The organism is Kitasatospora sp. NPDC056446 (genome assembly GCF_042796115.1).
Taxonomy (GTDB): domain Bacteria; phylum Actinomycetota; class Actinomycetes; order Streptomycetales; family Streptomycetaceae; genus Kitasatospora.
In genome coordinates, this window is sequence record NZ_JBHTRF010000018.1 from 61750 (window position 1) to 74753 (window position 13004).

At 73.5% G+C, this 13004-nt stretch carries 15 protein-coding genes; 7 read left to right on the forward strand and 8 right to left on the reverse strand.

Annotated features, from left to right (window positions below):
• Nucleotides 1–107 precede the first annotated feature (107 nt).
• Nucleotides 108–863, reverse strand: a complete 756-nt coding sequence (locus ACFQ6N_RS13965; RefSeq protein WP_380649121.1) for a ScbR family autoregulator-binding transcription factor — start codon at nucleotides 861–863, stop codon at nucleotides 108–110.
• 398 nt (nucleotides 864–1261) lie between these two features.
• Between ACFQ6N_RS13965 and ACFQ6N_RS13970 the strand changes: the two genes are divergently transcribed.
• On the forward strand, nucleotides 1262–1933 hold the full coding sequence (locus ACFQ6N_RS13970) for a hypothetical protein (protein ID WP_380649122.1): 672 nt from the start codon (nucleotides 1262–1264) through the stop codon (nucleotides 1931–1933).
• Between the two features lie 61 nt (nucleotides 1934–1994).
• Here ACFQ6N_RS13970 and ACFQ6N_RS13975 read toward each other — a convergent pair whose 3' ends face one another.
• Nucleotides 1995–2390, reverse strand: a complete 396-nt coding sequence (locus ACFQ6N_RS13975; protein ID WP_380649123.1) for a hypothetical protein — start codon at nucleotides 2388–2390, stop codon at nucleotides 1995–1997.
• A gap of 163 nt (nucleotides 2391–2553) precedes the next feature.
• Between ACFQ6N_RS13975 and ACFQ6N_RS13980 the strand changes: the two genes are divergently transcribed.
• The 3 genes from ACFQ6N_RS13980 (at nucleotide 2554) to ACFQ6N_RS13990 (ending at nucleotide 5017) form a co-directional block, all read left to right on the forward strand.
• Entirely contained in the window at nucleotides 2554–3945 is a 1392-nt protein-coding gene (locus tag ACFQ6N_RS13980) for an NAD(P)/FAD-dependent oxidoreductase (RefSeq protein ID WP_380649124.1), read from the forward strand.
• A 140-nt stretch (nucleotides 3946–4085) separates the two neighbouring features.
• Nucleotides 4086–4490: an ArsR/SmtB family transcription factor gene (locus ACFQ6N_RS13985; RefSeq protein ID WP_380649125.1), complete on the forward strand. Its 405-nt coding sequence runs from the start codon at nucleotides 4086–4088 to the stop codon at nucleotides 4488–4490.
• Between the two features lie 38 nt (nucleotides 4491–4528).
• A complete protein-coding gene (locus ACFQ6N_RS13990; RefSeq protein WP_380649126.1) occupies nucleotides 4529–5017 on the forward strand; it encodes an SRPBCC family protein in 489 nt (162 codons plus the stop codon).
• A gap of 104 nt (nucleotides 5018–5121) precedes the next feature.
• On the opposite strand, the gene ACFQ6N_RS13995 is transcribed toward ACFQ6N_RS13990, so the two are convergent.
• On the reverse strand, nucleotides 5122–5544 hold the full coding sequence (locus ACFQ6N_RS13995) for a RidA family protein (protein ID WP_380649128.1): 423 nt from the start codon (nucleotides 5542–5544) through the stop codon (nucleotides 5122–5124).
• Nucleotides 5545–5763: 219 nt separating this feature from the next.
• Here ACFQ6N_RS13995 and ACFQ6N_RS14000 point away from each other — a divergent pair, with 219 nt between their 5' ends.
• Nucleotides 5764–6402, forward strand: a complete 639-nt coding sequence (locus ACFQ6N_RS14000) for a C40 family peptidase (protein WP_380649129.1) — start codon at nucleotides 5764–5766, stop codon at nucleotides 6400–6402.
• A 99-nt stretch (nucleotides 6403–6501) separates the two neighbouring features.
• Here the strand turns inward: ACFQ6N_RS14000 and ACFQ6N_RS14005 are convergent, their stop codons facing one another.
• On the reverse strand, nucleotides 6502–6957 hold the full coding sequence (locus ACFQ6N_RS14005) for a MarR family winged helix-turn-helix transcriptional regulator (protein WP_380649130.1): 456 nt from the start codon (nucleotides 6955–6957) through the stop codon (nucleotides 6502–6504).
• Between the two features lie 78 nt (nucleotides 6958–7035).
• Between ACFQ6N_RS14005 and ACFQ6N_RS14010 the strand changes: the two genes are divergently transcribed.
• A complete protein-coding gene (locus ACFQ6N_RS14010; RefSeq protein ID WP_380649131.1) occupies nucleotides 7036–7446 on the forward strand; it encodes a VOC family protein in 411 nt (136 codons plus the stop codon).
• Between the two features lie 63 nt (nucleotides 7447–7509).
• Here ACFQ6N_RS14010 and thrS read toward each other — a convergent pair whose 3' ends face one another.
• The 4 genes from thrS to ACFQ6N_RS14030 all read right to left on the reverse strand — a co-directional run bounded on the left by thrS (nucleotide 7510) and on the right by ACFQ6N_RS14030 (nucleotide 11883).
• A complete protein-coding gene (gene thrS, locus ACFQ6N_RS14015; protein ID WP_380649194.1) occupies nucleotides 7510–8739 on the reverse strand; it encodes a threonine--tRNA ligase in 1230 nt (409 codons plus the stop codon).
• A gap of 293 nt (nucleotides 8740–9032) precedes the next feature.
• On the reverse strand, nucleotides 9033–9764 hold the full coding sequence (locus tag ACFQ6N_RS14020; RefSeq protein ID WP_380649132.1) for a leucine-rich repeat domain-containing protein: 732 nt from the start codon (nucleotides 9762–9764) through the stop codon (nucleotides 9033–9035).
• A gap of 185 nt (nucleotides 9765–9949) precedes the next feature.
• A complete protein-coding gene (locus ACFQ6N_RS14025) occupies nucleotides 9950–11212 on the reverse strand; it encodes a serine hydrolase domain-containing protein (RefSeq protein WP_380649133.1) in 1263 nt (420 codons plus the stop codon).
• A 182-nt stretch (nucleotides 11213–11394) separates the two neighbouring features.
• The gene (locus tag ACFQ6N_RS14030; protein WP_380649134.1) at nucleotides 11395–11883 is read right to left on the reverse strand and encodes a carboxymuconolactone decarboxylase family protein; all 489 of its coding nucleotides are present in this window, start codon (nucleotides 11881–11883) and stop codon (nucleotides 11395–11397) included.
• A 92-nt stretch (nucleotides 11884–11975) separates the two neighbouring features.
• Here ACFQ6N_RS14030 and ACFQ6N_RS14035 point away from each other — a divergent pair, with 92 nt between their 5' ends.
• Nucleotides 11976–12929 (forward strand): pirin family protein, encoded by a 954-nt coding sequence (locus tag ACFQ6N_RS14035; RefSeq protein WP_380649135.1) that lies wholly within the window; start codon nucleotides 11976–11978, stop codon nucleotides 12927–12929.
• Nucleotides 12930–13004 lie beyond the last annotated feature (75 nt).

Sequence of the window (13004 nt, forward strand, 5' to 3'; positions counted from 1 at the left end):
GGCCGGGCAAACCAAAGGCGGCGCTGGACCCCCATGGTCCCACCGCCGCCACTACGCCCCCGCCGCCCGACCGGCCTCCCGCGCCCGGGAGGCCCGCTGAGCCCTCGTCAGCCCACGCCGACCCCCGCCTGCGCCCCGACCGGCGCCTCGCCGCCCACCCCCCCACCGGACGCACCGGACGCACCGGACGCGTCATCCGCGCCTCCCGCACCCTCCTCCGCCGCCCGGACCGCCGCGACCTCGGCGACCACCTGGGCGCCCCGGTCCGGCCCCATCCGCAGCGAACCGAGCACACCCGGAACAGCAATGCTCGGCATCAGGTGCTGGAACAGTCCGGACACCCGCAGCTCCAGGTCCGCCCGCCCGGAGAGCTTCTGGGACTGGATCTGAACTCCCGTCCAGGCAGCGGTGATCAGCCACGCGGTATCCGCGGGGACGACGTGCGGCAGCAGCTCGCCGCGCTCGCCGGCCGCCAGCAGCAGGGCCTCCATCCGGCCGATCCAGCCGGGAATGGCACCGCCGCCGATGTCGTCGAACACGTCCTGGCCGAGCGAGAGCCGGGCCCCCGCGCTCAGCAGCGGGTCACGCGGCATCAGGTGCGCGACCACCATCCCGGTGTCCACGAACTCCTGGAGCTTGCAACTCCGCTCGGGAACCCCGTCCTGGGCGAACTGTTCCTCGACCACGCCCTGCGCGAGATCCCGCTTCGACGCGAAATGGAAATACACCGCGCCCCGCGTCACCCCGGCCCGGGAGACCACCTCGCCGATGGTCGCGCCCTCGTACCCGAACTCGTCGAAGACCGACGCCGCCGCCTCCAGGATCAGCCGACGCGTCCGGAGCGCCCGCTCCTGCCGTACCACCGCAACCACCCCGCCCTGAGATCCCGGAAAACAAAACCAAACACCCCGTATCTTAGCTGCGCCCCACCCACAGCCGACAAGACGATGTCGGTTAATCCCCCCAACCGTTCCCCCTTCTCCACAACCCACCAGGCCCCACCGGGCGGGTCATCCCCAGGCATCCCGCCTGCCCCGGCCGTGAGTGCTTCGCCGAGGAACCACCCCCTCCAGCAGAAACCGAACGATCGGTTTCTTTGGCGTGCTTATGCCTCCGCGCCGTCCTCCTCCTCGCGGCCTTCCTCGCAGCCTCCTCGCGCGGCCCGACCGCAACCACCGCCACCGCTCGCGGCGCCGTCGATCCCGGCATCGTCCGAACATGATCGGCCGTACGATCGAAGAAGTCGTACACGGGGGGAAACGTGAAGCTCGACACACTCCGGCGCCATGCCGCCATCTCCACGGCCACCGGACTGGCACTCGCCACCCTGGCCTCCTGCGGCACCGCCGCCCGGACCGGCCCCGCAAGCTCCGCCACCATCCCGGCGGACGCGGTCCAACTCCCGCTCGCACAGCGGGTCTCGGCCGGCCTGGCACGGATCCGCCACACCTCGGACAACCCGCCCGGGGACCAGTGGACCCACTACAAGGACGCGAGCGGCACCATCTGGTACTTCTGGCCCCTCCCCGACGGACGGTACTGCTTCGGGAAGGAGTTCCGGCTCGGCGACCAGGACATCCGGGAGGTCGGCTGCAGCAGCGACCCGCTCCCGGACGACGGCGGGCCCGCGGTGAAGGCGCTGCACGGCCCGGCCAGCACGGACCACGGCGGCTGGGTCAGCTTCCTCTACGCGGACCAGGAGGAGGTCCAGGACGTCAGCTGCGGCGACGCCCGGCTCACCGCCACCCGCATCGGCACCTTCCCCGGCCCCCTCGGACCGCGCGTCCTCTACGCCGTCCCCACCCCGTGGGCCGTACTGGGCGTGCTGCACGCCCGGGTCCGCCACGCGGACGGCACCATCGCCCCCGACCAGGTGAAGTTCCCGGACGGCAACGGGTCCGCCCACGTCTCGAGCGAGCGCGTCTGCACGTGAGAAGTCGGCCGAGCCGACTTCTCACTCCGGCCGGTCGGGGCCTTCGGGCCCCCGTGGCGCCTCAGGTCGCCCAGGGCAGCCGCAGCGCCTCGATCTCCGGGTCGTTCAGCAGGGCTTCGACCAGGGCCGGCGGCCCGGCCACCTTGGTGGCCCAGAGGTCGCAGTCGGTGCACAGGACCCATGAGCCGTCGGCGGCCCAGAGGGTGGAGGGGCTGAAGTCGGCGTCCCCGGTGTCGTAGAGGAGCCCGGCGTCGCCCAGGCGGCCGGCACGCACATGGCGGTTGTCGAAGTCGTCGGCCCCGAGCATCAGCGGGTTGTAGTAGGCGAAGCAGCGGGTGTCCGGGCCACCCGGACAGGACGCGGCGAGGACCGCGAGCAGACGCTCCCAGGTCTCCCGGTCGAGGCTCCCCTCCGTGGGCGGGACGATGCCGAGCGGCCAGCTGCCGTTCTTCTTCACCGACGGGAAGCAAGGGCCCCCGGGCGAACAGCACGACCCGGGGCCGGTGGACGATCGAAGATCATCTGGCAGTAGGCTGCTGCCGCAACACGACGCGAAGGGGACCTCAGTGGCGCGGGTTGCGGTGATCGGTGGCGGTATCAGTGGGCTGGGAACGGCGCTCATGCTCGGACGGCGGGGCCACCCGGTCACCCTGTTCGAACAGGACGCGCGGGAGGTCGGCGAGGACCTGGACCAGGACTTCTTCCGCTGGCACCGGCCCCGGGTCCCGCAGGCCGCCCAGCCCCACTCGTTCCTCGCCCCCGTGCGCACGGTACTGCGGGCCGAGGCCCCGGACGTCTACGCGGACCTGCTGGCACGCGGAGCCCGGGAGTACCACGACTTCGACTGGTTCGGCGAGCATCCCGCGCACCGGGCGGGCGACGAGGAACTGGTGACCCTGCGCACCCGGCGCATCGCGCTGGAGGCCGCACTGGCCGCGGCCGTGCGGCGGGAGCCCACCGTCGAGGTGCGACAGGGCAGCCGGGTGGACGCCCTCGTCTTCGAGACCCCCGAAGCCGACGAGGCCGCCGGGGCCGCCGGGCCCGCCGGGGCGCGCGGAGCCCAGACGTCCGCCGGGGAAGGCCGCCCCGCCCGGGTCACCGGTGTGCGGACGGGGACGGAGACGCACCGGGCGGACCTCGTCGTCGACGCGTCCGGTCGCCGCTCGCCCGTTCCCGGCTGGCTGGTCGCGGCCGGCTGCCGCCCGCCCGTGGTGGAGAGCCACCGCACCGGGATCGCCTACCTGTGCCGCTGGTACCGGCTGCGCGCCGACGGCCCGCGCAACCCCGGGAAGGTGCAGAACGGTTCGGCCGCGCCGTTCGCGATGGCCGGCGTCTTCCCCTCGGACAACGACACCTTCGCGGTGAGCATGGTGCTCTCCACGGGCGATCCGACCCGTGCCGCGCTCGTCGACCCGGCCGTGTTCGAGGCCGTCGCCCGCAGCTTCCCCGCGACCGCCGCCTGGCTCGGCCTGGACCCCGAACCGCTGTCGGACGTCCTGCCGATGGCCGGTCTGGACAACAGCTGGACCTCCCTCGTCGACGATGCCGGACTCGTCGTCACCGGCCTGGTCAACGCCGGGGACAGCCTCGTCCACACCAACCCGACCCTGGGCCACGGCGTGGCGCTCGGCCTGCTCGCCGGCCGCCACCTCGCCGGCCGTGTCGACCGGATCGCGGCGGACCCGACGGAGTACCACGCCTGGACGGTACGGGACCTCCGCCCGTGGTTCGACGCGCAGGTGACGGCCGACCGCACCAACGGGCAGCGCCTCGCCGAGGCTTCGCCGATCTCGGACCGGCGGGCCGCCGCCCTGGCCGCCTGCGCCTTCGAGGATCCCGTCGTCATGCGGGCCCGGGCCCAGGTCCGCCACCTCGTGCGGTCGCCCCAGGAGGCCTACGGCAGTGACGAGGTGGACCGGCACGTCACCGCCTGGTTGGCCGCCCGCCCGGACTTCGCACCTCGGCACGACGGCCCGACCCGGGACCAGTGGGACGCGCTGATACCGGCCTGAGCCGGAACGGGCGCCCCGGGACGCCACCCGGGGCGCCCGTTCGGACACCAGAGGGATCCACAACCAATCGGTTGAATACGCGGGCGGAGCGGCGTAGCGTTGTCCTCAACCAATCGGTTGAGGATGAACAGGGGTGCGCGGTGGCCGTCGACCAGCTGTCCAGGGCGTTCGTCGCACTGGGCGATCCGACCCGGCGGGACATCGTGGCCCGGCTGTCGGTCCGGGACGCGACCGTCGGCGAGTTGGCCGAGTCCTACGCGATGTCCATGCAGGCCGTGTCCAAGCACCTGAAGGTGCTGGAGGAGGCCGGGCTGGTGAGTCGCAGCCGGGACGGGCAACGCCGGCCGTGCCACCTGGAGCCGCAGGTGTTCGACTTGATGACGAGCTGGATCGAACAGTACCGACGCCAGGCCGAGGAGCGGTTCGGCCGCCTCGACGCCCTGCTCGCGGACATGGCCGTCACCGAGGGCGACTCCGAGCCCACGCCCCCGAACGGGCCCACAGACGAGCCCGGGCCCCGATCCGATCCCGATACCGACTCCTGATCCGAATCCGAATCCGAATCCGACGAAGGAGACCCGTCATGACCTCCACCACTGGCCACGAGACCCGGATCGAGGCGGACCCGCAGCTGCCCACCATCCGGATCGTCCGCGAGTTCGACGCCCCGCAGGAGCGGGTGTTCCGGGCCTGGATCGAGCCCGAGCTGGTCGCCCGCTGGCTCGGCCCGGACGACCTCGACATGAAGATCGACACCTGGGAGGCCCGCACCGGCGGGCACTACCGCTACTCGATGCACCGCGAGGGCCAGGAGGTCGCCGCCTTCTACGGCTCCTTCCACGAGGTCCGTCCAGCCACCCGGCTCGTGCAGACCTTCACGTTCGAGGGCGTGCCGGACGGCGTCTCGCTGGACACCGCGACCTTCGAACCCGCCGGGGAGGGCCGCACCCGCGTCACCGTGCTGTCCGTGGTCGACAGCCTGACGGCGCGGGACGCCATCCTCGCCAGCGGCATGGAACACGGCGTGGTCGACGGCTACCGGAAGCTGGACGCCCTGCTCGCCGGCTCCTGAGCCGCCGGGCGCACCGACCCGACGACCCGACGACCCGACGACCCGACGACCGAGCGTGCGGACGACAGGAACGCCGTCCGACGGCCGGACGCTTCCACGACCGTTCAGGGCAGCACGGCCACCGCCTCCACCTCCACCAGCTGGTCGTGGTACCCGAGCACCGAGACCCCGAGCAGGGTGCTGGGCGCGTCGTGCTCCCCCATGTACGCGCGGTACACCTTCCACACCTTCACCAGATCGGCCTGGTCGCCGGAGGCCACGTACACGGTGGTGCGAGCGATGTCGGTGAGCCCGGCGCCCGCGTCCTCCAGGACCGTCATCAGATTGCGCATCACCTGATGGGCCTGCCCCTCGAAGTCGCCGACGGAGACCGTCCTCCCCTCCTCGTCGAGCGGGCAGGCTCCGGCCAGCCAGAGCGAGCGCGCCGGGGCGTCGACCACCGCGCCGTAGGCGTAGTCGACGGCGCTTGTCAGCCGCGTGGAGCGGACCAGCTTGACGGCACTGACTGCACTGACTGCACTGCTCACGAAGTCCTCCGACTGCCCGACCGAACGTTCGCGCCCATCGTTGGCGCCACCTGAACACCCGTCAAACGATTTACCGGCGAACTTCCCGCCGTTCCAAGGCCCGTGCGTCCGCGATTCACCATTGCGGGTGATGGCGGACGGCCCCACCGGACCGGAATCCTGGTGCCCGTCCGCACGTCTCCACCGCGTACGCCGCATCCACCGCCAGGGAGCCGCCCCATGGAACCCCGACCGTCCGACCGCGACCGCGACCGCGACCAGGACTCCGGCCTCGGGCGCCGACGCGTGCTCGGCCTGGCGCTCGGCGCGGGCCTGGTCCCGGCGCTCGCCCCGGCGGCCCCCGCGACCGCCGCCGTACCGGCCGCCGGACCCGCCTCGCCGACCGCAGCCGCACTGGGCCGCCGGGTAGCCGCCGTGGCCGCGGCCCAGATCGGCGTGCCGTACGCCTGGGGCGGCGGCGACCGCCTGGGCGCGGGCCTCGGCTTCTGCGACGAGGAGAACGGCTACCTCGACGGCGTCTGCCTGGGCGAGACCACGGTCGGCTTCGACTGCAGCGGCCTGTCGCTCTACTGCTGGTACCGGGCCAGCCACGGCACCGTCGAGCTGGGGCACTACACCGTCGCCCAGTTCAACCGCAGCGCGCCGGTGGAGCGCGACGCCCTCGCGCCCGGCGACCTGCTGTTCTTCTCGCGCCCGGACGCGCCCCTGCACCACGTCGGGATCCACGTCGGCGACGGCGCGATGATCCACGCCGAGCGCACCGGGACGCTGGTGGCACGCGTGGACCACGTGCTCGACATCCCGCGCTGGGCGGGCGAGTTCGCCGGCGCCCGCCGCCCCGGGGCACCCACCGCCTGAGCCCCGGCCCCGAGTCCGGCCCGAGATCCGACCCCGGGTCCGGCCCCAGGTTCGGCCCCGAGTCCCGCCCGAGGCCCCACGCGGGCGCCCCGCCCCCGGTCACGGGCCGCCGTGCCGCTCCCCCAGCCCCCGGTGGAGCCGCAGCAGCATCCCCTGCAACACCTGCCGCTCCCCCGCGTCCAGCGGGGCGAGCACCTCGTCCTGTACCACCCGTGCCTGCGCGTCCAGTTCGGCGAGCAGCTGCCGCCCGGCACCGGTGATCGAGACCGAGACGCGCCGCCGGTCGGCCGGGTCCCTGGCGCGCTCGACGTACCCGGCGGCGGAGAGCTGGTCGGCGACCTTGGCCAGGTCGCTCGGGTCGATGCCCAGCCGCCGGACCAGGTCCCGCTGGGCCTGCGGGCCGGAGTCGGCGAGCGTGGCCAGCACCGCCATGTCCCAGAGCCGCAGGCCGCGTTCGGCCAGCCGCTCGGCGAGCCGGACGCGTGCCGCCCGGCCGACCCGGGAGAGCAGGAAGGTACTCAGGTCGAGCAGGGTCGGCGGAAACTCGGAGGTCATGGCAGCAGTCTAGGGTCTGTCCCTATAGTGGGTGAAGACCCACTAATAGCAAGCCCGACCGACCCCAGGAGTTCGACCGTGGACGCCCTGTACCCTCGCCTGCTCGTCACCCGCTTCGCCGACTGCTTCGCCTTCTACGGCGCGGTCCTCCCGCCGCTCACCGGCGCCGCCCTGGTCAAGGGCGCACCCGAGGGCCCGTACGCCAACTGGGACGTCGCCGACCAGGCCGTCCTGGTGCTCTACGACCGCTCCGCGATGGCCGCCGCCCTCGCCACCGCCGACCTGCCCGCCCGCCCTGCCGCACCCGCGCAGGACAGCGCGATGCTGGTCTTCCGGGTGGACGACGTGGACGCCGCCCTCGCCCTCTGCCTGCGCCACGGCGGCACCCCGGCCGTCGGGGCGACCGACCGGCCGGAGTGGGGCCCCGGCCTCCGCAGCGCCCATCTGCGCGACCCGGACGGCCACCTGATCGAGCTGCAGTCGTACTGACGGGCCCCGGCGGGCCGGGCCGGTCCGACCAGGTCCGGCCCGCCCGGCCGCCCGACCGCCCGCTCAGCCTTCGGCGCCCTCCGCCCACAGCTCGGCGCCGCACCCGGCCACCAGCGCCCCGATCCGCGCCCACGCCTCCTCGGCGGGCAGCGGCTCCGGCCGCCGGCCGTCCCGCAGGCGCAGCGCGACCCGGCCGTCCACGGCCTCCCTGGCCCCGATGACCGCCTGGTACGGCACCAGCCGGGCCTGCCGGATGCGCGCGCCCAGGGTCCCGTGCTCGGACCCGGCGACCTCGGCGCGCAGGCCGAGGTCGAGGCAGCGCTGCCGGAACCGTTCGGCCTGCGGCAGTTCGGCGTCGGAGACCGGCAGCAGCACCACCTGGACGGGGGCGAGCCAGGCCGGGAACGCGCCGCCGTACAGCTCGATCAGGTGGGCGACCACGCGCTCGACGCTGCCGATCACGCTGCGGTGGACCATCACCGGGCGGTGCTTGGCCCCGTCGGGGCCGATGTAGTGCAGATCGAACCGCTCGGGCTGGTGGAAGTCGATCTGGACGGTGGAGAGGGTGAATTCGCGCCCGGCGCCGTCGGCGATCTGCACGTCGATCTTCGGGCCGTAGAACGCGGCCTCGCCCTCCGCCGCCTCGAACGGCACCCCGGAGCGCTCCAGTACACCGGTGAGCAGGGCGGTGGCCCGCTCCCAGAGCGCCGGGTCCGCCACGTACTTGCCGCCGGCGCCGGGCAGCGAGAGGCGGTAGCGGACCGGCACGATGCCGAGCGCCCGGTGCGCCTCGCGGATCAGTTCGAGTGCGGCGACGGCCTCGTCGGCGGCCTGCTCCGGGGTGCAGAACACGTGGGCGTCGTTCAGCTGGATGGCCCGGACCCTGGTCAGCCCGCCCAGCACCCCGGACAGCTCGGAGCGGTACATGCCGCCCAACTCGGCCATCCGCAGCGGAAGTTCCCGGTAGCTGTGGGAGCGGGAGCGGAAGATCAGGGCGTGGTGCGGACACAGGCTGGGGCGCAGCACCATCTCCTCCGAGCCCAGTTTCATGGGTGGGAACATGTCCTCGCGGTAGTGCGCCCAGTGGCCGGAGATCTCGTACAGCTCGCGCTTGCCGAGCACCGGGGAGTAGACGTGCCGGTAGCCGGCCCGGCGCTCGCGGTCCCGGATGAACTCCTCCAGGGTGTGCCGGATCGCGGCGCCGGCGGGCAGCCAGTACGGCAGGCCGGAGCCCATCAGCGGGTCGGTGTCGAACAGGTCGAGTTCACGGCCGAGCTTGCGGTGGTCGTTCACGGGCTGTGCGTGCGACAGGCTGCCGTGCAGGAGGTGGTCGTTCATGGGGTGGTCTCCACTCTGGCGGGGCTCGGGGCGAGTGGAGCCGGGAACGACGAAGCCCCGGGGCACTCGGCCCCGGGGCTTCGGACTAGGTCAGCAGTCAGCGCACCGGGACTCTCTCCGGCGTCGTCGTGGCGAGTGCAGCGCGCTTCATGGCATCAACGGTAGCAGTTCGGCCGACGAGTGCAAGATCTTTCCGAGCCCCGCCGCCCCGCCGCCTCGCCGTCCCGCTGCCTCGGCACCCGCACGCCTCAGTACAGGACGAGGCACCCGCGTGCCCCGAGCGCGGACACCAGTCGCGCCGACGGTCGGACCTCGTTCCAGCGCAGGTCGAGCTTCTCCAGGGCCGGCAGCGCGCCCGGCTCGGCCGCCCAGTCCGGCAGTTCGGTGATCCGGTTGCCCCGCAGGTCGAGGCGGCGCAGCTTCGGAAGTCCGGCGAGCGCGGCCGGGATCCCGGTGAGGACGTTCTCCCTGAGTTCCAGCTCGCGCAGTTCGGTGAGCCCGCGGACGGAGTCCGGCAGGCCGGTCAACTCGTTGCCGCGAAGCCAGAGTTCGCGCAGCGACCGGAGCCGTCCGAGCTCCTCGGGCAGCGATCCGAGCCGGTTGCGCTGGGCCCGGAGTTCGACCAGGGAGGCCATCTCCCCGATGGTGGCGGGGAGTTCGCCGAGCAGGTTGTCGCCGATGTTGAGGTAGCGCAGCGCGGTGAGCCGCCCGAGGGTGTCCGGCAGGGCGGTGAGCTCGTTGTCGTGCAGGTAGAGGAAGTCGCGGAGCGCGGTGAGGCCGCCCAGCTCGGCGGGCAGCTCAGCGAGCTCGTTGTGCCCGAGGTCGAGGGTGCGCAGCCGGGTCAACCGTCCGATGTCCGGGGACAGTTCGCAGATCCCGGTCTCGGCGAGGATGAGTACGGTCAGGTCGGTGCGGTCCCACACCCCCTCCGGCACCGCGCCGAGCGGCTGCCGCCAGAGGTTCAGCGTCACGTCGGTCACGGGTGTCCTCCTGGGGCCGGCGGGGTCGGGAACGGCCCGTCCGCCACGCGGTGGAGCGGGCCGTCCGGGAACCCGGTGAGGGTACCGCAGGCCATCCCGGCCGGACGGGGACGGGCCGCGGCGGCGGTGACACCCCCGACGGGGTCAGTGAGGTACCCCGCCGGGGAGACCTTCGGGAGAGGTGGTCACCGGCCTCCGCAGAAGGCCTGCTCCAGGAAGCCGCCCTCCGCCACCATCTGCGCCTCGATCTGCGGCAGGTAGCCCCGCGTGGTGACGGACATCGCGACCTGCCGGTCACCCGAGCTCCACAGCTGCGAGCTGTAGCCGGGCACCCCGCCGTCGTGCCCGTAGACCGGTCCGCAGGACAGCTGCCAGCGGGCCAGCCCCAGCCCGTAGCTCAGGCCCGTGGGCTTCCCCTCCCCCTCGATCGGGATCGTCGTGGTCATCTCCTTCATCAGCTTCGGCGGGAGCAGGCGGCCGCCGACCAGCGCCTTCTCGAAGCGGTCCAGGTCGCCCAGGGTGGAGACCAGCTCGCCCGCCGAGTTCGCCCAGGTGACACTCGCCACCGTGACGTCCCGGTCGCTGCGGTCCGCCGGGCCGGGGCCTTCGGCGACCGTCCAGTAGCCGTGCGCGTGCGGGCCCTTGATGTCGGTCGCCGTCCCGGGGAAGTACGTCTCGGTCAGGCCGAGCGGGCGCAGGATGCGCGCGGTGGCCTCCTGCGCGTAGCCGTGCCCGGTGACCCGTTCGATGACCATGCCGAGCAGGGTGTAGTTGACGTTGGAGTAGCTGAACCTGGTGCCCGGCGGGAAGTTCGGCGCGTGCGCCACCGAGGCGGCCACCACCTGGGCCGGGGTGATCGACCTGGTCAGGCCCCCCTGGTCCAGCCAGTTCCGGATGGCCGCCGGGTCGGTCAGGTCGGGGAAGACCCCGCCCTTCTCGTTGGTCGGGTCCCAGAGGCCGGAGCTGTGGTTGAGCAGCTGCCGGAGGGTGATGCCGGCGCCGTTCGGGACCACGCCCGGCAGGTGGCGCTCCACCGGGTCGTCCAGGCCGATCCGGCCCTCCCCCACCAGCTGGAGCACGGTGGTGGCGGTGAACATCTTGGTGATGCTGCCGGCCCGGAACCGGCCGTCCGTGCGGACCGGCGCGCCGGTGGCCAGGTCGGAGACGCCCGATCCGCCGCGCCACACCCCGGTGCCGTCCCGCACCTCCGCGATCGCCGAGACCGCGCCCGCCCCGGTCACCGCGCGCAGCGCCGCCGTCCGGCGGTCGGCACGGTCCGCGGCCTCCCACTGCCCGGCGGACGGCTGCCCGACGGACCGTTCGGCGGCGCCCGCCGAGGCGACCGGTGCGGCCAGTGCCAGGCAGACCGCCGCCGCCAGCGCGGCGGAAGCCGTCCGACCTGCCGCGCGCGCCCTGCTCCGCCCGCCGCGTTCCCCACCCTGTGCCATGCGTCTCCACCCTCACCTGGGGCGAGCGCTGCCTCGCCCTCGGTGCCCAGCCTCGCCGCCGCACGGACGATCGGTCATCCGCCGCCGGGAGGAACCGGTCGTACACCGGTCAAAGGAGGGCCTACGCCGAAAGGCGGAGGCCCTCCGGCGAACGGCGGCGCTGCCGCACCGCGGGTCCCGCGCTACCGCACCGGGGTCGGACGGACCGGGTGCTTGCTCATGATGGAGACCCTGTTGAAGGAGTTGATGGCGATCGCCACCCAGAGCACCGCGGAGATCTCCGCCTCGCTCAGTACCTCGCGCGCGACGCGGTACGCGGCCTCCTGGGCGCCCGCGTCGGACGGGTGGGTGGTCGCCTCGGCGAGCGCGAGCGCGGCGCGCTCCCTCGGGTCGAACAGCTCGGTGTCGCGCCACGCCGCGAGCACCCCCAGCCGCTGCGTCGTCTCGCCCTCGCGCAGCGCGGCCCTGGTGTGCACGTTCAGGCAGTAGGCGCAGCCGTTGACCTGCGACACCCGGAGGTTGACCAGTTCCACGAGCCGCCGGTCCAGCCCGGCGTCCGCCGCGGCCTCGCCCGCCGCCTCGGCGGCCGCGAGCAGTGCCTTGTACGCCTTCGGGTCCTGCTTGTCGATGAACACCCGCCGGTCCGTCGGGACCACCGTCACGTCACTCACCTGAACTCCTTAGGCTGATCGCTGTCGCCCGTCACTCTGCCATGGCATAATAGTTGAATGTAGAACTACTTTCCACCCGGGAGGGACCCACCGTGAGCACCGCCGAGACCGACCGCATCGAGCAGCCCGCCGCCGACCCGCGGGTGGAGGTGCTGCCCCCGCGCGACGTCCCGCTCGGCGGCCCGCGCGCGATGACCGTACGCCGGACGCTCCCCCAGCGCTCCCGCACCCTGATCGGCGCCTGGTGCTTCGTGGACCACTACGGCCCCGACGACATCGCCCGCACCGGCGGCATGGACGTCGCCCCGCACCCGCACACCGGACTGCAGACGGTCAGCTGGCTGTTCACCGGCGAGATCGAGCACCGGGACAGCCTCGGCGTCCACGCGTACGTCCGGCCGGGCGAGGTGAACCTGATGACCTCCGGCCACGGCATCGCCCACTCCGAGGTGTCCACCCCGGCCACCACCACCCTGCACGGCGTACAGCTGTGGGTCGCCCTGCCCGAGGAACACCGGCACACCGGCCGCGACTTCCACCACCACGCGCCCGCCCCGGTCACCCTCGACGGCGGCGAGGCCCGGGTCTTCCTCGGCTCCCTGGCCGGAGACACCTCCCCCGTCCCCACCTTCACCCCGCTGCTCGGCGCCGAACTCACCCTCCGGCCGCACGCCACCGTCACCCTCGACGTCGACCCGGCCTTCGAGCACGGTCTCCTGGTCGACCGCGGCGAACTCAGCCTCGACGGCGCCCCCCTGCGGCCCGCCGACCTCGGCTACGCGGCCCCCGGCCGGCACACCCTCACCCTCACCAACACCGGCGCCACCGACGCCCGGACGATCCTGCTCGGCGGCACGCCCTTCGAGGAGCAGATCGTCATGTGGTGGAACTTCATCGGGCGCTCCCACGAGGACATCGTCCACGCCCGGGACGAGTGGCAGGCCGCCGCCGACCGCTTCGGCGAGGTCCAGGGCTACCCGGGCGACCGCCTCCCCGCCCCCGAACTCCCCGGCACCCCCCTCAAGCCCCGCGGCCGCACCCGCTGACCTGCGCGTTACGCAATCGGGGGTGCGGCAACCAGGTCCACCGCACCCCCGAGCCGGAGCCGCCCCGCGCTCACC